Annotated in this window: 21 protein-coding genes; 6 read left to right on the top strand and 15 right to left on the bottom strand. The window is 63.2% G+C overall.

Annotation, left to right across the window (positions count from 1 at the left end):
• Nucleotides 1-197 precede the first annotated feature (197 nt).
• The gene (locus AB6Q56_RS15165; protein WP_434513916.1) at nucleotides 198-1,127 is read right to left on the bottom strand and encodes a cupin domain-containing protein; all 930 of its coding nucleotides are present in this window, start codon (nucleotides 1,125-1,127) and stop codon (nucleotides 198-200) included.
• On the opposite strand from AB6Q56_RS15165, the gene AB6Q56_RS15160 reads away from it, so the two are divergent.
• The 4 genes from AB6Q56_RS15160 to nrtS all read left to right on the top strand — a co-directional run bounded on the left by AB6Q56_RS15160 (nucleotide 1,126) and on the right by nrtS (nucleotide 3,040).
• Nucleotides 1,126-1,659: a carboxymuconolactone decarboxylase family protein gene (locus tag AB6Q56_RS15160; RefSeq protein WP_434513915.1), complete on the top strand. Its 534-nt coding sequence runs from the start codon at nucleotides 1,126-1,128 to the stop codon at nucleotides 1,657-1,659. The genes AB6Q56_RS15165 and AB6Q56_RS15160 overlap by 2 nt on opposite strands.
• Before the next feature lie 34 nt (nucleotides 1,660-1,693).
• Entirely contained in the window at nucleotides 1,694-2,197 is a 504-nt protein-coding gene (locus tag AB6Q56_RS15155) for a YHS domain-containing (seleno)protein (RefSeq protein ID WP_434513914.1), read from the top strand.
• Nucleotides 2,198-2,268: 71 nt separating this feature from the next.
• Entirely contained in the window at nucleotides 2,269-2,568 is a 300-nt protein-coding gene (locus tag AB6Q56_RS15150) for a BufA1 family periplasmic bufferin-type metallophore (RefSeq protein WP_434513913.1), read from the top strand.
• A 223-nt stretch (nucleotides 2,569-2,791) separates the two neighbouring features.
• Entirely contained in the window at nucleotides 2,792-3,040 is a 249-nt protein-coding gene (gene nrtS / locus AB6Q56_RS15145) for a nitrate/nitrite transporter NrtS (protein ID WP_434513912.1), read from the top strand.
• 73 nt (nucleotides 3,041-3,113) lie between these two features.
• Here nrtS and AB6Q56_RS15140 read toward each other — a convergent pair whose 3' ends face one another.
• From AB6Q56_RS15140 to AB6Q56_RS15115, 6 genes are all read right to left on the bottom strand, one after another.
• Entirely contained in the window at nucleotides 3,114-4,214 is a 1,101-nt protein-coding gene (locus tag AB6Q56_RS15140) for a helix-turn-helix domain-containing protein (RefSeq protein WP_434513911.1), read from the bottom strand.
• An 18-nt stretch (nucleotides 4,215-4,232) separates the two neighbouring features.
• Complete coding sequence (locus AB6Q56_RS15135) at nucleotides 4,233-4,376, bottom strand: hypothetical protein (RefSeq protein WP_434513910.1); 144 nt, start codon at nucleotides 4,374-4,376, stop codon at nucleotides 4,233-4,235.
• 11 nt (nucleotides 4,377-4,387) lie between these two features.
• On the bottom strand, nucleotides 4,388-4,666 hold the full coding sequence (locus AB6Q56_RS15130; RefSeq protein WP_434513909.1) for an AraC family transcriptional regulator: 279 nt from the start codon (nucleotides 4,664-4,666) through the stop codon (nucleotides 4,388-4,390).
• 8 nt (nucleotides 4,667-4,674) lie between these two features.
• Nucleotides 4,675-5,175: a thiol peroxidase gene (tpx, locus tag AB6Q56_RS15125; RefSeq protein ID WP_434513908.1), complete on the bottom strand. Its 501-nt coding sequence runs from the start codon at nucleotides 5,173-5,175 to the stop codon at nucleotides 4,675-4,677.
• A 99-nt stretch (nucleotides 5,176-5,274) separates the two neighbouring features.
• A complete protein-coding gene (locus AB6Q56_RS15120) occupies nucleotides 5,275-6,714 on the bottom strand; it encodes a catalase (RefSeq protein WP_434513907.1) in 1,440 nt (479 codons plus the stop codon).
• A gap of 324 nt (nucleotides 6,715-7,038) precedes the next feature.
• Nucleotides 7,039-7,269 carry a hypothetical protein gene (locus AB6Q56_RS15115; RefSeq protein ID WP_434513906.1) on the bottom strand — a complete coding sequence of 77 codons (231 nt, stop codon included), beginning with the start codon at nucleotides 7,267-7,269 and terminating at the stop codon, nucleotides 7,039-7,041.
• 107 nt (nucleotides 7,270-7,376) lie between these two features.
• On the opposite strand from AB6Q56_RS15115, the gene gcvA reads away from it, so the two are divergent.
• On the top strand, nucleotides 7,377-8,351 hold the full coding sequence (gcvA, locus tag AB6Q56_RS15110; RefSeq protein ID WP_434513905.1) for a transcriptional regulator GcvA: 975 nt from the start codon (nucleotides 7,377-7,379) through the stop codon (nucleotides 8,349-8,351).
• A 9-nt stretch (nucleotides 8,352-8,360) separates the two neighbouring features.
• On the opposite strand, the gene AB6Q56_RS15105 is transcribed toward gcvA, so the two are convergent.
• The 8 genes from AB6Q56_RS15105 to AB6Q56_RS15070 form a co-directional block, all read right to left on the bottom strand.
• Nucleotides 8,361-8,504: a hypothetical protein gene (locus tag AB6Q56_RS15105; protein ID WP_434513904.1), complete on the bottom strand. Its 144-nt coding sequence runs from the start codon at nucleotides 8,502-8,504 to the stop codon at nucleotides 8,361-8,363.
• Nucleotides 8,501-9,580, bottom strand: coding sequence for an AbrB family transcriptional regulator (locus AB6Q56_RS15100; protein ID WP_434513903.1), 1,080 nt, complete (start codon nucleotides 9,578-9,580; stop codon nucleotides 8,501-8,503). Before AB6Q56_RS15100 ends, AB6Q56_RS15105 begins: the two co-directional genes overlap by 4 nt.
• 107 nt (nucleotides 9,581-9,687) lie before the next feature.
• Entirely contained in the window at nucleotides 9,688-10,755 is a 1,068-nt protein-coding gene (locus AB6Q56_RS15095; RefSeq protein WP_434513902.1) for an ABC transporter ATP-binding protein, read from the bottom strand.
• Nucleotides 10,748-12,415 (bottom strand): ABC transporter permease, encoded by a 1,668-nt coding sequence (locus AB6Q56_RS15090; protein WP_434513901.1) that lies wholly within the window; start codon nucleotides 12,413-12,415, stop codon nucleotides 10,748-10,750. The genes AB6Q56_RS15095 and AB6Q56_RS15090 overlap by 8 nt, the downstream gene beginning before the upstream one ends.
• 101 nt (nucleotides 12,416-12,516) lie before the next feature.
• Complete coding sequence (locus tag AB6Q56_RS15085) at nucleotides 12,517-13,620, bottom strand: ABC transporter substrate-binding protein (protein WP_434513900.1); 1,104 nt, start codon at nucleotides 13,618-13,620, stop codon at nucleotides 12,517-12,519.
• A gap of 171 nt (nucleotides 13,621-13,791) precedes the next feature.
• A protein-coding gene (locus AB6Q56_RS15080; protein ID WP_434513899.1) for an IS5 family transposase occupies nucleotides 13,792-14,581 on the bottom strand; the annotation gives its coding sequence in 2 pieces (ribosomal slippage) (nucleotides 13,792-14,320 and nucleotides 14,319-14,581; 792 coding nt in all).
• A gap of 39 nt (nucleotides 14,582-14,620) precedes the next feature.
• Nucleotides 14,621-15,421, bottom strand: a complete 801-nt coding sequence (locus AB6Q56_RS15075) for a porin (protein ID WP_434517166.1) — start codon at nucleotides 15,419-15,421, stop codon at nucleotides 14,621-14,623.
• A 37-nt stretch (nucleotides 15,422-15,458) separates the two neighbouring features.
• On the bottom strand, nucleotides 15,459-16,040 hold the full coding sequence (locus AB6Q56_RS15070) for a porin (RefSeq protein ID WP_434513898.1): 582 nt from the start codon (nucleotides 16,038-16,040) through the stop codon (nucleotides 15,459-15,461).
• Nucleotides 16,041-16,199: 159 nt separating this feature from the next.
• On the opposite strand from AB6Q56_RS15070, the gene AB6Q56_RS15065 reads away from it, so the two are divergent.
• The gene (locus AB6Q56_RS15065) at nucleotides 16,200-16,877 is read left to right on the top strand and encodes a response regulator (protein ID WP_434513897.1); all 678 of its coding nucleotides are present in this window, start codon (nucleotides 16,200-16,202) and stop codon (nucleotides 16,875-16,877) included.
• Nucleotides 16,878-16,880: the final 3 nt, after the last annotated feature.

Raw genomic sequence — 16,880 nt, 5'->3', positions numbered from 1 at the left:
GTGTCAGCCGGCAAAGGCGGCAAAGGCCTCCGTTTTGATCGAAACGGAGCGAAATTTTGTTACGGAATGATCGTTTCGGAACCGCTTGTATGGGGCGCTAAACAAAAAACGCGGGTGCTGACTCAGACTGCTTTTCGGGATTGCCAGTGTTTTGCTGCCTGATCAAGTATTAGCTTGCGGGAGCATCCAAAACCACGTCACGCTTGCAGCATCCATTCCGTAGGCGACCGACCGACGCGCTTTGTGAATACCCGCGTCAATGCTGTTTGACTTTGATAACCCACGGCCGATGCGATGTTCTTGATCGGCACCCCTTGCCTGATGAGGCCCTGAGCGACAGACATTCGCCAGTCGGTAAGGTAATCAAGCGGCGTCATGCCGACCGCCTCACGGAAATTGACCGCAAAGCGTGCGCGGGACATGCCCGCCTGCTCTGCCAATTCGTCAAGCGTCCACGGATGGGCTGGCCGTTGATGCATCGCGGTGACCGCACGAGCCAGGCGTTGATCGGCAAGCGCGGAGAATATTCCGCCCTTGAGCAGGCCTGCTGCCATGACGTGACGAAGCATCTGGATCAGAAAATACTCGGCCAACCTGTCGAGGGCTGCCTGGCGCCCGCAGGCATCGCCAAATGCTTCCTGAAAAAGCAGATCGAGCGTAGCGGCCATCGGCTCGCCATCATTGATAGGCAAGACGAGAAACTCTGGCAGCGCCATGGCAAGCGGGCTCTGAACCTTGACTCCGAGATCGATCGATGCGCAAAGCAGCTCGAAGCCAAGTTCGTTTTGCGGAATCAGCGTGTGATTGCAGGGGCGCGGAAAGAACAACACGCTTGGGCGGTCGACACATGCGACATCCGCCCCCCCGATCCGAAGTGTCAGCTGACCGGCTTTGACGACATGCAGGTGACCGGCCACTTCCGAGTCATCGAACGAAGCTACCTGGCAGAGCTCTCCGGCATAGAAAACACGGGCGGCGAGCGAAATATGGTTAAGCAATGGTGCGAGCCGATCCATTTCGATACTTTCGGTATAAAAATCGAGACTTAATATTACTGCAAGTATCGCATGATGACTCCAGCGCCAAAAACGCTTTTTCATTCCCTCAAATACCAAGGAGAACACCATGCCACGTATTCAACCGATTCGCCGCGAAAACACAGCAGGTCAACTGGCGGTCACGCTCGATGCCGTCAAGGCCAAGGTCGGGATGCTCCCCAATCTGCTGGCCACCCTGGCAAATTCCGAGAGCGGGCTCAATGCCTATCTGAGCCTTTCGGAGGCCCTGGCCGGAGGTCGTTTGACGGCCGCCCAGCGCGAAGTGATCGCGCTCGCGATTGGCCAGGCCAACAAATGCCAATACTGCCTATCCGCCCATACCTTGATCAGCAAGGGGGCTGGCCTGAGCGAGCCTGCCATTCAGGCGGCACGCGCCGGGCGCGGTGAGAGTGCGCTCGATTCCGCCCTGGCAGGGCTGGCTGTCAAATTGGTCAACCAGCGCGGTCAGCTTTCGGATGCAGATGTTGCTGGCGCCCGCAGTGCCGGCGTCGATGATGGGCTGATCGTCGAAGTGATCGCACATGTCGCGCTGAACACGCTGACCAACTACACCAACCACGTTGCTGCGACCGATATCGACTTCCCTGTCGTACCGCTTTGATTTGTTGCTTCAACAGACTGAAAGGAAGATTCAAATGAAATCCGTATTCAACACGAGCCGCCGCGGCTTCGTCGCCCTTGCCTTGGGCAGCGCCTTTGCCGGACTCCTGCCAACTGCGGCCTTTGCCTATGACGAAAGCTCCACGAGCAGTATCAACTTGAATCAGCAGAACGTCGCGATTGCTGGTTATGACCCGGTGGCCTACTTCGTCGCCAACCAGGCAAGCAAAGGCGACAAAAAATACAGCGTGACCCATCGGGGCGCGGTCTACCATTTCGCCTCGGCTGAAAACCGCGATGCCTTCAAGGCCAATCCGGCGAAATACGAGCCGCAGTTTGGCGGTTTCTGCGCCATGGGTGTGGCCTTGGGCAAGAAGCTGGACGCCGACCCCACGGTTTGGAAAGTCGTCGATGACAAGCTCTACCTCAACATCAATCGCGATATCCAGAAACGGTGGAATGAAGACATTCCCGGCAATCTGGATAAGGCCCAGGTTAACTGGCCTGTTCTCAAGGACAAGGCACCGAAATCCTTGTAATTCCCCATCCGGTGCCGTCTTCGGTAACGACGGCGGCACCTGTTTCACCGCTAGATAGATTGAGAGAAAAAATGGATCGCCGAAAATTCAATGAAACCTTGGTTGCATCGGTAGCTGGCGCACTTAGCCTATTTGTCACCGGCGCCGTTGCCGCTACCGAAGTGCCGAGCAATGCAGGTAAGGAAAAATGCTACGGCGTCTCGCTGGCCGGTCAGAACGATTGCGCCGCCGGCGCAGGTACGTCGTGTGCGGGTAGCTCGAAGAAGGACTATCAGGGAAATGCCTGGAAGCTCGTTCCCAAAGGCACATGTACCAGTATTGATACGCCCCACGGCAAGGGTTCGCTGATGCCGATCAAGCGACCCGCCTGAGGGATATTTGGATTCAGTACGAGAAATCCAGCCTTTGTCCAAAACGGGCAGCCGTCGATTTTTGGCTGCCTGGTATGAAACGGCACTTGAGGATGGCCATCCTGCTGCGCATCCGACCGGCAAGATGGCAAACCACGGGGCCCGAAACCGTCGGACGAAACCGCGTTGATTGCCAAGCTTGTACTGGAATCCGCCCACGCCTTGCTCATCTGGAACGACAAGCATGCGAACGATTCGATTGATTCTGGTGATCGCCAGCGAACGCTCAATCGCAATGGCTGCAATCAAGGTGGCCTTGGTTGTCGGCACAATTCTCAACTTAATCAACCAAGGAGGGCGGCTTATGGACGGACTTCCCATCTCCTGGTTGCATCTCGGGCTTAACTACCTGGTTCCGTACTGCGTTTCCAGTTACAGCGCTGCGCGCAACCAGATACACAATCGTCAACATCTAACCAAGGCAGAGCACTGACCGAAGCGGGCGGATATTTCTTCCTGTGGAATTGCAATGCCAACTTGTAGGCCTCGCACTGGGTTAGGCGCTTTCAATCCCGGTTTTTGGCCAAATTCACCTTGCGGTATTGGCCGGGCGTCATGCCCTCGATTTCGCGGAAAGCCTCGTAGAAATTCGATTGCGACGTGAAGCCAACGCTCAGGCCGACCGACAGCACCGACGCCGAGGGCTCGCCGAGCAGCATCTCGCGTGCCGCACCGATGCGCCATTCGCGCAGATAACGGGCTAACCCCTTGCCGAGCCGGGTGTTGAGCAATTCGGAAAGCTGGTGCGAGCTGAGTTCGAGCCGTTTGGCCAGCGCGGCGAGGCTCAGCTCGGGGTCGGTATACAGGCGTTCGTCCTGCATCAGCGTCTGCAGCCGCAGCTCGACGCCCGGGCAATCGACCTGTCCCAGTGTCGAGACGGCATAGGCCGCGCGGGCCGCCTCGCCGATTTCGCCGTGCAGGCCGGGGCGCCGGCCGAGGGCGAGCTGGACGAGCAGGAAGGCAAAGCCGATGGCAGTGGCGTACAGGCTGTAAAACAGCTTGCCCGGCAATTCCGCCTGCAGCAGGCCGAGGCCGGCGACCCCGACGGCGATGGCGAAGACGCCGCCGAGCAAGCCCATTTCGCGGCGAAAGCCGGCCCGTGTGGCGCGCAGGGCGTAGAGGCTGCGTCCCAGCCAGACCAGATAACCGGCGCCGACGACGAATGCGGCGGGGAGGGCGACGGGCGGGGGTAGCCAGGGGGCGATCACGAGCGGTAGCAGGTGCGGCAACTGCCCTGCATTCGGGGCGGTCGGTCGTTCCGGGTGCAGCAGCGGGCGGGCGAACAGGAAAAAGGCCGGGGCGACGGCGAACAAGGTGCTGCGGTAGAGGGGGCTGTCGATCCAGGGCTGGTCGAGATCGAGCCAGGCGAAGTGCGCCAGTTGCAAGCCGGCCAGCGCAAGGAGCAGTAACAGCCCCATGCGACGGGCGCCGGCCAGCTCCCGGTAGCTGTCGTCGCGGAAATGCGTCAAGGCCAGCGTCAGCGCGCTGAACAGGGAAAAGCCGGCGAACAGGATGGCGAGAGCGGTCACGATGGAGGGGCTGGAAGGCAGGTGATGGCCCGGTCGAAATCCGGTTAGGCCATCGTCATTCGCCTGGAAAGATAGCATGCCCCCGAGGGCGGCAGCTCAGCTGAGCGGGCAGATCGTGAAAATTGGCCAGGCTGACAGCGCCGACGAGGGCAGCGCATCGCATTTGCCGTGCTTCTTTTTCTTCTTCAGTTTCGGACAGCGCTTGCAGGGCGGGTCCGATTTGCAGCATTTCTTGGCCATGCGCGGCTCTCCTAAGTCTTGCACGCGACCCAATACGTTGCGCCGCGCGGGCCGTAGCGTTCGGCATGCGCTTCGTCGCGGGCCAGCGCGAATTCGTCGCCGATCGTCAGGTAGCGGGTTTCCGGGCCGAGTGTCAGCCACATATCGCCGTGTACCACCCGCGCCCGGACGGCGAACCGGTGAGTGTGCGGCGCGACGACGGCGTCGGCCGGCCAGCTGCGCGCCAGCACCTCGTCAAATCCTTCGGCCAGTATTTGGCATTCGAATTGGGCAAAGGTGCCGGTCGCCACGATGGTGCTCAGAGTGCGGCCAAGGCGGCGGCGTAGTCCGGTTCGTTCTTGATTTCGGAAACCAGTTCGCTGTGGATGACCCGGTCGTTTTCGTCGAGGACGACGACGGCGCGGGCGCTGACGCCGGCCAGCGGGCCGCTGGCGATGGCGACGCCGTAGGCTTCGAGGAAGTCGCGGCCGCGCATGGTGGACAGCGTGACCACGTTGCTCAGGCCTTCGGCGCCGCAGAAACGGGCCTGGGCGAAGGGCAGGTCGGCGGAGATACAGAGCACGACGGTGTTCGGCTTGTCGTTGGCCTTGGCGTTGAACTGGCGGACCGAGGTGGCGCAGGTCGGCGTGTCGATGCTGGGAAAGATGTTGAGGATCTTGCGCTTGCCGGCCAGGCTGCTCAGCGCGACATCGGACAGATCCTTGGCGACGAGCGAGAAGGCGGGGGCAGAGTCGCCCTTTTGGGGGAAGTTGCCGCTGACGGTGATCGGATTGCCGCCGAGGGTTACGGTTTGGGACATCGGGTGCTCCACGGGTTGAGGTGCGGGTTGGACGGGGTAGCCCCGGCTTGGTTCAATCGGGGAACGACCATGTGGCCGTTCCCCGATGATTCCGCTACATCAGCCGCCCAGTCCGAGCGCCTTGGCCACGCCGGCGCCGTAGGCCGGGTCGGCCTGGGTGCAGTTGGCGATATGGCGGCGCTTGATTTCCTCCGGGGCATCGCCCATGGCGCGGGCGGTGTTGTCGAACAGGCGCTGCTGTTCGTCGGCCTTCATCAGGCGGAACAGATTGCCGGCCTGCGAGAAGTAGTCGCCGTCCTCACGATGGTTCCAGTGGTCGGCCGCGCCCTCGACGGACAGCGGCGGCTCGCGGTAGTCCGGCTGCTCCTCCCACTGGCTGTAGCTGTTGGGCTGGTAGCCGAGGGTGGCGCCGTGGTTGCCGTCGATGCGCATGGCGCCGTCGCGGTGGTAGCTGTGGAACGGGCATTTCGGGGCATTGACCGGAATCTGGTGATGATTGACGCCGAGCCGGTAGCGTTGCGCATCGCCGTAAGAGAACAGCCGGGCCTGCAGCATCTTGTCCGGCGAGAAGGAAATGCCGGGGACGACGGCGGCCGGGTTGAAGGCCGACTGCTCGACTTCGGCGAAGAAGTTCTCCGGATTGCGGTTGAGCTCCATGACGCCGACCTCGATCAGTGGGTAGTCCTTGTGCGGCCACACCTTGGTCAGGTCGAAGGGGTTGTACGGCACCTTGGATGCATCCTTCTCCGGCATGACCTGCACGTACAAGGTCCATTTCGGATAGTCGCCCTGGTCGATGGCGTCGAGCAGGTCACGCTGGTGCGATTCGCGGTCGCGGCCGATGATCTCGGTGGCCTCGGCGTCGCTGAGGTTCTTGATGCCCTGCTGGGTGCGGAAATGGAACTTGACCCAGTAGCGTTCGTTGGCGGCGTTGATGAAGCTGAAAGTGTGCGAGCCGAAGCCGTGCATGTGCCGATACGAGGCGGGAATGCCGCGATCCGACATGACGATGGTTACCTGGTGCAAGGCTTCCGGCAGCGAGGTCCAGAAATCCCAGTTGTTGCGGGCCGAACGCATGTTGGTGCGCGGGTCGCGCTTGACGGCGTGGTTGAGGTCCGGGAATTTGAGCGGGTCGCGCAGGAAGAAGACCGGCGTGTTGTTGCCGACCAGATCCCAGTTACCTTCCTCGGTGTAGAACTTGACGGCGAAGCCACGGATGTCGCGCTCGGCGTCGGCCGCGCCCCGCTCGCCGGCAACGGTGGTGAAGCGGGCGAAGAGTTCGGTCTTCTTGCCGATCTGGCTGAAGATCTTGGTGCGGGTATAGCGCGTGATGTCGTGGGTCACCGTGAAGGTGCCGTATGCTCCGGAGCCCTTGGCGTGCATGCGGCGCTCGGGAATGACCTCGCGGTCGAAGTGGGCGAGCTTTTCGAGCAGCCAGACATCCTGCAACAGGACGGGGCCGCGCGGGCCGGCCGTCATCGTGTTCTGGTTATCGACAACCGGCGCGCCGGCAGCGGTCGTGAGTTTCTTGCCTTGCATGGTTCTCTCCTTGAGTGGCGGATGGATCAGAAGTTGTCCGGCAGGGTGGCCAGCACGTCGACACAGATATCCCAGCTGACGAAGGTGTCGAACCAGCGATCGATGTAACGGGAAATCATGTTGTCCTCCTGGGTTGAACAAGGTCGGGCTGACCTGATGGACTCAGTGTAGGGAGAGATGTTCTATTGATCCAATTGATTGAATGAATTTCCTTGATTGTGATTATCAATTGATTAGGCCGACCCCCAATAAAAATGGCGCATCGGATGGATGCGCCATGCTTGGCCGTACGGGGTGGCGAGGCGGCTCCTCGCGGGAGCGTGCTTACTCCGGGGTGTTCTGGCGTGCGCCGGGGCGGGCCTTTACGGGCGACATCAGCATGATGTGCAGCAGGCGGTTGCAACGGTCCAGCGTCCAGGCGATGGCCTTGCTGCCACCAGAGAGGATCAGCTTGCGGGTGGCCTTGCGGAAATGGAAGAGGGTCTGGACGAGAATCATGGTAACGACCATGACGATAACCAAGTGGGTAACGTAGAGGTGGAGATCGCTGTTCATCGTGTGTTCCTTTTCTTGTTGGGGTGGAGCGGTCGCCACTTTAAGAAAGTTGATGCGCTGCAACAAACGATGATTTGTCAGTCGATGCGTGAGAAAATCTCAGCCATATGCCTTATCGACTTCCCCCCTTGAATGCCTTGCGTGCTTTCGAAGCCGCAGCCCGTCACCTGAGTTTCAAGCTGGCGGGAGAGGAGCTCTCGGTCACACCGACGGCGATCAGCCACCAGATACGCAGCCTGGAGGAGTCGCTCGGCTTTCCCTTGTTTCATCGGCTGACGCGCGCCATCGAACTGACCGCCAAGGGACGCGCCATGCTGCCCAAGGTGCGCGAGGGTCTGGATGCCTTCGCGGCCGCCATCGAGAGCACGCGTTGCAACGAAGAGGGCGGGCGCCTGCACGTATCGTCGCCGCCCACCTTCCTGGCACGCTGGTTGATCCGGCATCTGCCGGGGTTTGCCGCCCTGCACCCCGAGATCCAGCTGCACATGGCGGCCTCGCTGGGCATGATCGATCTGCCGGACGGTTCGGCGGGCGCAGCGATGGAAGTGCCACCCGAACATCACGCCCGGGAAGACGACGCCGAAATCTTTATCCGCTTCGGTCGCGGCAGTTATCCCGGCTGCCGGGTCGAGCGGCTGTTCTCCCCGGTTTATGCCGCGGTATGCAGCCCGCGCTTGCTGTTCGGCACGCAGCCCTTGAAGAAGCCGGCGGACCTGGCCCGGCAGGTCTTGCTGCACGACGATACGATTCCCGAATTGATGGTCCGCCCGACCTGGGCGGAATGGCTGGCACAGGCGGGTGTGAGCGGCATCGACAGCGAGGCGGGGATGCATTTCAGCGATTCGGGACTGGTCTTGTCGGCGGCCATCGATGGTGTCGGTGTCGCGCTCGCCTCGACGCCGCTGATTGAGGCCGAGGTGGCGGCCGGCCGGCTGGTGGTGTTGTTCGATACCGTGATCCGGCGGCCGCAATCCTATTTCCTGGTCGTTCCGGAGGTGCTGGCCGAACGCCCGGTGGTCCAGGCCTTTCGCGCATGGCTGCTGGAAGAGGCGCGGCGCATGGCGGCGGCGCAGGACGACTGAAGCGCCGTCTCAGTTGTAGCCGAGGATGGCCACCGGACTGTCGTCGGTCTGAGCGGGATTGCGCCCGCCGCTTGCCGGCCCTGCGCTGCGCTCTGGTTCATCGCGGGCCGGTGCGACGGGCTGGCTGGATGGTGCGGGGATGCTCGGGGTCACGGTTTGTCTCCTATTGTGGGTGTAGGTCGTTTCTCGCGCCAGGCCAGGTAATGGCGGCACAGTAGCGGTGCGCAGGCGGTGAGCAGCACCACGCGCAGCACATGGGTGGCCGTGACCAGCGGCACGCTGAGGTGCATTTCGCGGGCCGTGATGCTCATTTCCGCCATGCCGCCGGGCGATGAGGCGAGGAGCAGCGAAGCGAAGGGAATCGGGATCAGCCAGCCGAGTACGCCAACGAAGAGGGCGCAGAGCACCAGCGTCAGCGTGGTGCTCGTGGCGCTGATGCCGAGGAAGCGCGGCGCGGCGCGGAAGAAGCTGGGCGAGAAGCGGGTGCCGAGCGCGCTGCCGAGCAGCAGTTGGCCGCCATTGACCAGCCAGCCGGGCAGGCTGGTCAATGGCAGGTTGGCGGCCGTCAGGGTGCCGACACAGAGCAGTGGGCCGAGCACCCAGGCATTGGCGATACGCAGTTTGGCAAACAGGGCGACGCCGGTCAGCGAGGCGGCAAGCAGCAGCGGGAAGTGCATCCAGTCGACGCTGCCGGCCAGGGCGCGGAAAGTTTCGTGGCCTTCGCGGGCGCCGTGGTGCAGCGCGAAGGGAATGATGCTGACGACCAGCATCACGCGCAGGGCGTGAGCGGCGGCGATGCGGTCGATCTGCCCGCCGTAACGCTCGGCGAGGACGACCATTTCCGAGGCGCCGCCGGGCAGGCCGGCGAAGAAGGCGGTGGCGGGAGTGACCTGACCCCAGCGTTCGAGCAGGCGGGCGGCGATGAGGCCGAAGACGACGGCGCTGCCCGCCATGAGCAGGATGGCCGGGGTGTGGCGGCCGAGTTCGTGGAGCACGGCCGGCGTGAAATAGAGGCCGAGCGCGGTGCCGATGGCCCATTGCCCGGCCTGGCGCCCTCCGGGCAGCGCCAGCAGAGGCAGGCCGGCGACGCGCAGGATGGCGATGGAGAACAGCGGCCCGAGCATCCACGGCAGCGGCAAGTGGGCGGCTGCGGCGGCCCAGCCGGCGAGCGCGGCGATGGCGAGCGCGGCGGCCGTCCAGGCGGCTTGTCGCGGGCGGGAGCTAAGCATGGTGAACGTCAGCCAGGAATGTGAGCCGAAATCAAAAAAGCGCGCCCCGCCCTGAGGGAACGACGGGGCGCCAAGTGCAGCGACATTGCGTTACTGCAGGGAGATCGTCAGAAGATCCACACCGCATCGCCCGGCAGTTCCAGCCAGCGCTTGCCCGGTGCTTCGTGGCGCTTGCCCCAGGCGCGCAGCAGGTCCTTGCCGGCGTGGAAGACGTATTCGTAGCGGTCACCGAGGAACATCGAGGTGACGAGGTCGACTTCTGCCCGGTTGTGGCCGGCGGCGTCGGCCAGATGGGCCTGTTCGACGCGGACCACCGCCTTGGCCTCGTGGCCGATGGCGGCGTTGGTGCGGCGCAGGCCCCATATCGACAGGCCGTTGTCGAGGTCGATGCGCGCCTCGCCGCCTTTGATGTCGCCGATGCGTCCGGTCATGATGTTGTTGCTGCCCATGAAGTCGGCGACGAAGAAGGTCTGCGGCTGGCCGTACATCTCGGTCGGCGTGCCCTGCTGTTCGATGACCCCGCCGTTGAGCAGCAGGATGCGGTCGGACATGGCCATCGCTTCCGACTGGTCGTGGGTGACGACCAGCGCCGACAATTGCAGCTCGACGATCAGGTTGCGCAGCCAGGCGCGGGCTTCCTCGCGCATCTTGGCGTCGAGGTTGGAGAGCGGCTCGTCGAGCAGAATGACCGGCGGGTTGTAGACCAGCGCCCGGGCGATCGACACGCGCTGCTGCTGGCCACCTGACAATTGGTGCGGGTAGCGCTCGGCGAGGTGATCGAGGCCGAGGTTCTTCAAGGCCGCATGCACGCGCTGGACGATCTCGTTCTTGGCTACCTTGCGCAGCACCAGCGGGTAGGCGACGTTGTCGAACACCGTCTTGTGCGGCCACAGCGCGTAGGACTGGAAGACCAGGCCGAGATCGCGCTTTTCGGCGGGGATGTCGATGTTGGCGGCGGCGTCGTAGATCGCCCGGCCGGCAATGCTGACGCTGCCGTGGTGCGGCTGTTCGAGGCCGGCGACGGCGCGCAGCAGCGTGGTCTTGCCGGAACCGGAGGGGCCGAGCAGCGAGACGACCTCGCCACGGCACAGTTGCATCGACACGCCCTTGAGGATGGGATTGCTGCCGTAGGACAACGCGAGGTTGTCGACGGTGAGGATGGTCTTGTCAGTCATGAAGTTTCACTCCGAAGCGCAGCGCGACAGCCAGGCCGATGCCGACCAGCGCCATGTTGATCAGGGAAAGGGCGGCGACCACATCGACGGCGCCGGAAGCCCACAGGGAGACGATTTGCGCACCGATCACCTCGGTGCCGGGGGAGAGGAGGTAAACGCCGGTCGAGTACTCGCGCTCGAAGATCATGAAGACGAGCAGCCAGGCACCGAGCAGGCCGTTGCGGATGAGCGGCACGGTGATGTCGCGCGAGACGCGGGCATTCGAGGCGCCGACCAGGCGGCCGGCCTCTTCCAGTTCCGGGCCGACCTGCATCAGCGCGCTCTGGATCAGGCGCATGCCGTAGGCCAGCCAGACTACGGCATAGGCGAACCACACCGAGAACAGCGTCGACCGGGCCGGCGACAGGAAGGGCACGAACAGGAAGACCCAGAAAACGGCGAGGCCGGCCATCAACCCCGGCACGGCGCGCGGGGTGAGCACGATGTAATCGACGAAGCGGGCGATGCTGTCGTTCTTGCGATGCGTCGCCAGGCCGACTGCCAGGTAGCAGCCGACGGCCAGCGCGCCGCCCAGCGTGCCGATAAGAATGGAATTGACGATGGCGCGGATCATCGTCGCTTCCTCGAACACGGCGTGGAAATGCGCCAGCGTCAGCACGTCGAGCAGATTGACACCCTGGCCCCAACTGCTGACCACCGAGCGCAGCGCGATGCCGGCGACCGGGACGACGACGGTGACGAACAGCCAGGCAAGGATCAGCGCCAGTGCCAGCCACTTCCACGGGCCGAGGGCGAGCGGGCGCTGGCGGGCCGACTTGCCTTTCATCGCCACGAAACGCTGTGCCGACTTGAGCAGGAAGCGCTGCAGCAGCACCAGCGGGAAGGTCACCGCGATGATGCAGGTCGCCACCGCCGCCATCAGGTGATAGGACGGGGTGCCGAGCTTGTTGGTCAGCTTGTAGAGGTAGGTGGTGAGCACCAGATGGCCTTCCGGGTCGCCGAGGATGAGCGGCAGGCCGAAGATCTCGAAACCGAGGAAGAAGACCAGCACGCCGACGTAGAGCAGGGCCGGCGAAACCATCGGGATGGACACGTCGCGGGCGACCCGGAAGGGGCTGGCCCCGGACAGGCGGGCGGCTTCCTCGACATCGGAGCCGAGGTTGCGCAGTGCCGATGACGAGTACAGGTAGACGTGCGGCACGTGCGTCAGGCCGGCGATGACGATGATCGAGGCCAGTGAGTAGATGTTCCACGGCACGCTGCCGAACAGCGACTCGAACCAGACCGAGAAGAAGCCGACCGGGCCGAGCGATACGACGTAGCCGAAGCCGAGGACGACGGGCGACACGAAGATCGGAATCATGATCGGCGTCTCCAGCCATTGGCGGCCGGGCAAGTCGGTACGGACCATGATGAAGGCGAGGATGGCGCCGAGCGGGATGGCGATGGCGCCCATGCCGAAAGCCACGGCCAGTGTGTTCTTGCCGGCCAGCCAGAAGTCCGGGTCGTCGAAGATGAAGGCGTAGGACTCCAGGCTCAGCGCGGCCGGCATGAAGAAGGGGCCGGACAGCACGCTCTGATAGATCACCAGGCCGATGGGGAAGAAGACGGACAGGGCGAGCAGGGCCACCACGGCCCGTCGGGGCAGTGTTTGCAACATGGGATTTCCTCGGGAAAAGAGAGGGGTTGGCGGCCGGCCGGGGCGATGGGATGCCGTGGCCGGTCGCCGGGCGCCAGGAGGCGGCGCCCGGGATCGGGGGCTTACTTGCCCTTGACCGCGCTATTCCACTGTTTCAGGAATTCGAGGCGCTTGGCCTGGTCGAGGTAGGTCAGCAGGCCGGTGTTGATCGCCACCGGACGCAGCGCGTCGCCGAGCTGCTTCTTCAGGCCGCTGGCCGTGGTGTCGCCTTCGACATCGGGGCGGATGGCGTAGAGGTCGGCCTTGCTGGCGATGATCTCCTGGCCCTTCTTCGACAGCACGAAATCGAGCCACAGCTTGGCGGCGTTCGGGTTCTTGGCCTTCTTGGCGATGAACATGACGCGGCTGATGACCAGCGTGTAGTCCTTGGGCAGCACGATGCCGATCGACGGGTCCTTCTGGGCGCGGGTCAGTGCGTAGGCGGCGTTGAGGTTGTAGCCGATCAGGTTCTCGCCGGAGGCGATGCGTTCCATCATTGTGCCGGTCGATGCCTGCACCTTGGCCTGCACCGCGCCGAGCGCCTTCTGCAGCTCGGCGAAGCCGGCGGCGTTGACCTGCTTGTCCTGGGTCACCAGCATGAAACCGACGCCGGACTTTTCCGGGTCGTAGGTGTTGACCTTGCCCTTGAACTTCTCGGTCTGCGCATTGAGCAGCTTGACGAAATCCGCGTGCGTCTGCGGTACGTCGCCGGCCGGGATCAGGCGCTTGTTGTAGACAATGCCGATCGGTTCGTAGGTGGTGCCGAAGGCCTCGTTCTTCCAGTTGGCCCATTCAGGCAGCTTGGCCGTTTCGGCCGACTTGTGCGGCTGGGCGTAGCCGTCGTTGACCAGCTTGATCTGCAGGTCCATCGACGACGACCAGGTCACGTCGGCCGAACTGCCGGCGGCGGTTTCCGAGATGAAGCGGTTGTACAGCTCGGTGGTGCTAATGTTGCTGTACTCGACGTTGATCGCCGGGTACATGGTGCGGAATTCGCGGATCAGGTGATTGGCCTGCTCGTTGTCGGTCACGCCGTAGATGACCAGCTTGCCTTCCTTTTGGGCGGCCGCGGCGAGGTCGGCGGCGGACTGGGCGTGGGCCGTGCCAAAGCCGAAGGCGGCGTTGAGGGCGGCCACGGTCAGTCCGGCAAGCAGGCCGCGCTGGAAGCGGCGACGGGTTGTATTCATGTTTGTCTCCTTGGTTCGATTCTGGCATCCGGTCCGGGCTTTGTCAGGCACCGGCCGGATGGCTCAGGGTCCAATGTAGGTCTTGCGGCTTTCGATTCGCTTTCGTTTTCGCGGGGAAAGCGATTATTTGTTCGGCTTGCGCTTTCCCCGTGCTGGCCGCTTAGAACCTGTTCACGATCTTCTGAGCAAAAGCGCGAGGAAGGCGAGATGAATGAACTGTAGGCTGGTGTTCAGCTTGCGTTCGCAGTTCCTCCAAAGACGGCGGCACTTTTCAATCCAGGCAAATGATCGCTCGACAACCCAGCGTTGAGGTATGACGGCAAAGGTATGCAATTCGCTGCGCTTGGCGATTTGAACCTCGGCGCCCAGCAGTTCATCTACTGCTTGGGCAAAAGGCTGGCCGACATAGCCACCGTCGGCCAGGATGCTCTGAACGGCTTGTAAATCCGCTGCACAGCGGCTCAAAGCCTGCAATGCCCCCTTGCGGTCGGCTACATCAGCGGTCGTGACGGCGATAGCGTGCGGCAGACCTTGGGTATCGACGGCAATATGGCGCTTGATGCCGGAAACTTTCTTGCCCGCATCGTAGCCTTTCTCGCGAGCGCTATCGCTGTTCTTGACGCTCTGCGCGTCGACGATCAAGAAGCTCGTCGAGGATTTGCGCCCCTGTTTTGTACGGACCGCGCCAACCACATTTTTTTAAAGCCCGTTCCAGAACGCTGAAACCGTCTGGACCAGGCTCACTCCACTTGGCAAAATAGGCATGCACCGTGCGCCATTTCGGATATTCGCTCGGGAGCATCCGCCATTGGCAACCGCTCTTCAGCAAATACAGCACGCCACAGAACACTTCATATAAATCCACCGTTCGGGGCTTGGTCTGCTTGCGCACACTTTCCAGCAAGGGCCTGATCTCTTCAAAGGCTTCCGGGCTGATGTCACTGGGGTATCTCTTTCTCATGCCCCAGTCTACGACATCCAATTGATCGTGAACAGCCTCTTAGAAACGGTAGCGACCGCCCATCATCAGCGAGGTCGGCGAGAAGTTCGGCGGCAGGCCGGAGTCCTTGTCGTAGCCCTGGCAGGTGCCGCCGGCGCACAGCGAGTTCTGGCCGCCGTTCTTGTTGGTGACCTTGGCGTAGTAGAGGTAGACATCGGTCTGCTTGTCGAGCGCGAACTCGTAGCCGGCACCGTAGTGGTTGGAATCGCGGTTGGTCGCCAGACGGTCGTCGAGGTGGCCATAGACGGCGCGCAGCGTATGGCGGTCCATGAACGGCACGGCGGCGCCCAGCCACCAGACGTCGCGGTCCAGCGTCTTGTAGGTGGCGGCACCGGCCTGGGTATCCTCGCCGTGCAGGAATTGGGCATACAGTTTGGCGAACTTCAGGTCATAGGTGGCGGCCAGGTTCCACGACTTGCGGTGGGCGTTCTCGGTGGCCGGGGCGGTGACGGTGCCCATCTTGGCGTAGTCGAGATAACCGGCACCGACGAAGAGCGGGCCGTTGGCATAGGTCAGGCTGGCGCTGACGCCCTTGCCTTCGCCCTCGGGTCCGGTGCTGCTGTTGCCGGGGGCGCCGCCGGTGACGCCGACATCGGCCTTGCTGTTGTTTTCCATGCCTGCCGAGTAGGCGATCTTGCCCTGGAAGCCGGCCAGCGTCGGGGTGGCGTAGAACACCGCGTTGTCGAAACGGCTGGCCGCCGCCGATGACCACAGGCGGAAGGCGGTGGCGCCGCCGATGGTGAACGGGTCGGAGGTGCTGGCGAGCGAGTAGATCGGCGCATAGTCGCGGCCGAAGCGGATGTCGCCGAATTTCTTGCTGGTCAGGCCGAGGAAGGTGTTAGGTGTTGCGCGAGAAGATGGCGACGCCGGTCGTGTTGGGGGCGGCCGATGAGGCGCTGCCGGCGCCGGGGTTGCTGACGTTGGAGGAGTGGCCGGTGTTCTGGCCGTTGTCGACGGAAATGCCGGCTTCGAGCTGGAAGTAGGCGGAGAGGTCGTCGCCGAAATCGCGTTGGCCCTTGAAGCCGAGGCGGCTGGCCGAGCCGAGGCCGCTCTGGATGCGTGCCCGGGAACCTTGGCCGTAATTGCCGTATTCGACGCCGGCGTCGATGATGCCGTAGATGCTCAGGCCGGCCGGCATGGACAGGCCCTTGCTCTTGGCCGGTTCGGCTGCCGCCTTGGCGGCGCTTTGAGCGGACTTGCTCGCCTCGTCGGCTTTCTTGGTCGCTTCCTCGGCTTTCTTGGTTGCCGCGCTGGTGGTGGCGGCGGTGGCGGTCAGCAGTTCTTCCAGCTTTTCCAGGCGAGCCTTCGTGGCCGCGAGTTCGCTGCGCAGATCGTCAATGGGGGCGGCGTGGACGGTGCCGGCGACGGCCAGCGGTGCAAAACAGGCCAGGATGGCGCGATACAGGGATTGTTGACGCATTGTCTCCTCCGGGAGGTTGTTGTCGATGTGCAATCGAGCCGGCGGGTGCCGGCTGGGAACGCATTAAAGGCGGCGAAGCTTTCGATTTGCTTTCGGCGGGTCGGCGCGGAACAATGCCGTCAAAGAGTCCGGCCCGAGCCGGCAAAATGGAGACAAGACATGAAGATCCTGCTGGTCGAAGACCATCCGGAGCTGTGCGAGTGGGTGGCCAAATCCCTGCGCCAGTCCGGCTATGCGGTGGATATCGCCGACTGCGGCGAACACGCCGAACACTACCTGTTGACCGGCGAATACGACGGTGTGCTGCTCGACCTGTCGCTGCCCGGCAAGGATGGGCTGGACGTGCTGAAGAGCCTGCGCGGTCGCGGCTCGCAGGTGCCGGTGCTGATCTTCACGGCGCGCGGTTCGGTCGACGATCGTATCCGTGGCCTCAATCTCGGCGCCGACGATTACCTGCCCAAGCCGTTCGAACTCGGCGAGCTGGAAGCACGTCTCAAGGCCCTGCTCCGGCGTTCTTCCGGGCAGACGCCGGTGGTGCGCCTGGGGGCGCTGGCCTACGACACGGTAAGCCGCCTGCCGACGGTCAATGGCGCGCCGCTGTCGCTGACCCCGCGCGAACTGGCGGTGCTTGAGGCGCTGCTTGGCCGCATCGGCCGCCCGGTGGCGCGCGATGCGCTGTTCGAAAAACTGTTCAGCATGGAGCAGGATGCGCGTCCCGAAGCCATCGAAATCTACGTTTCCCGCCTGCGCAAGAAGCTGGAGGGGAGCGGCGTGGCGGTGACCACGGTGCGCGGCCTCGGCTACCTGATCGCGGTAACGGGCGAGGCCGCCGCTTGATTT

It is taken from the genome of Dechloromonas sp. ARDL1 (assembly GCF_051122455.1).
Taxonomy (GTDB): Bacteria; Pseudomonadota; Gammaproteobacteria; order Burkholderiales; family Rhodocyclaceae; genus Azonexus.
Note: the sequence above shows the minus strand (reverse complement) of the source record. Positions and strands in the feature narration are given on the sequence as shown.

Excerpts from the sequence above, each read along its gene's own strand:
- AB6Q56_RS15135 (WP_434513910.1), bottom strand. The coding sequence starts at position 4,376 with ATGGCCAAGAAATGCTGCAAATCGGACCCGCCCTGCAAGCGCTGTCCG.
- AB6Q56_RS15100 (WP_434513903.1), bottom strand. The coding sequence starts at position 9,580 with ATGCTTAGCTCCCGCCCGCGACAAGCCGCCTGGACGGCCGCCGCGCTC.
- AB6Q56_RS15140 (WP_434513911.1), bottom strand. The coding sequence starts at position 4,214 with ATGCTATCTTTCCAGGCGAATGACGATGGCCTAACCGGATTTCGACCG.
- AB6Q56_RS15150 (WP_434513913.1), top strand. The coding sequence starts at position 2,269 with ATGGATCGCCGAAAATTCAATGAAACCTTGGTTGCATCGGTAGCTGGC.
- AB6Q56_RS15120 (WP_434513907.1), bottom strand. The coding sequence starts at position 6,714 with ATGCAAGGCAAGAAACTCACGACCGCTGCCGGCGCGCCGGTTGTCGAT.
- AB6Q56_RS15165 (WP_434513916.1), bottom strand. The coding sequence starts at position 1,127 with ATGGTGTTCTCCTTGGTATTTGAGGGAATGAAAAAGCGTTTTTGGCGC.
- AB6Q56_RS15160 (WP_434513915.1), top strand. The coding sequence starts at position 1,126 with ATGCCACGTATTCAACCGATTCGCCGCGAAAACACAGCAGGTCAACTG.
- AB6Q56_RS15115 (WP_434513906.1), bottom strand. The coding sequence starts at position 7,269 with ATGAACAGCGATCTCCACCTCTACGTTACCCACTTGGTTATCGTCATG.
- AB6Q56_RS15085 (WP_434513900.1), bottom strand. The coding sequence starts at position 13,620 with ATGAATACAACCCGTCGCCGCTTCCAGCGCGGCCTGCTTGCCGGACTG.
- AB6Q56_RS15155 (WP_434513914.1), top strand. The coding sequence starts at position 1,694 with ATGAAATCCGTATTCAACACGAGCCGCCGCGGCTTCGTCGCCCTTGCC.
- nrtS (WP_434513912.1), top strand. The coding sequence starts at position 2,792 with ATGCGAACGATTCGATTGATTCTGGTGATCGCCAGCGAACGCTCAATC.
- AB6Q56_RS15070 (WP_434513898.1), bottom strand. The coding sequence starts at position 16,040 with ATGCGTCAACAATCCCTGTATCGCGCCATCCTGGCCTGTTTTGCACCG.
- AB6Q56_RS15090 (WP_434513901.1), bottom strand. The coding sequence starts at position 12,415 with ATGTTGCAAACACTGCCCCGACGGGCCGTGGTGGCCCTGCTCGCCCTG.
- gcvA (WP_434513905.1), top strand. The coding sequence starts at position 7,377 with ATGCCTTATCGACTTCCCCCCTTGAATGCCTTGCGTGCTTTCGAAGCC.
- AB6Q56_RS15065 (WP_434513897.1), top strand. The coding sequence starts at position 16,200 with ATGAAGATCCTGCTGGTCGAAGACCATCCGGAGCTGTGCGAGTGGGTG.
- tpx (WP_434513908.1), bottom strand. The coding sequence starts at position 5,175 with ATGTCCCAAACCGTAACCCTCGGCGGCAATCCGATCACCGTCAGCGGC.
- AB6Q56_RS15095 (WP_434513902.1), bottom strand. The coding sequence starts at position 10,755 with ATGACTGACAAGACCATCCTCACCGTCGACAACCTCGCGTTGTCCTAC.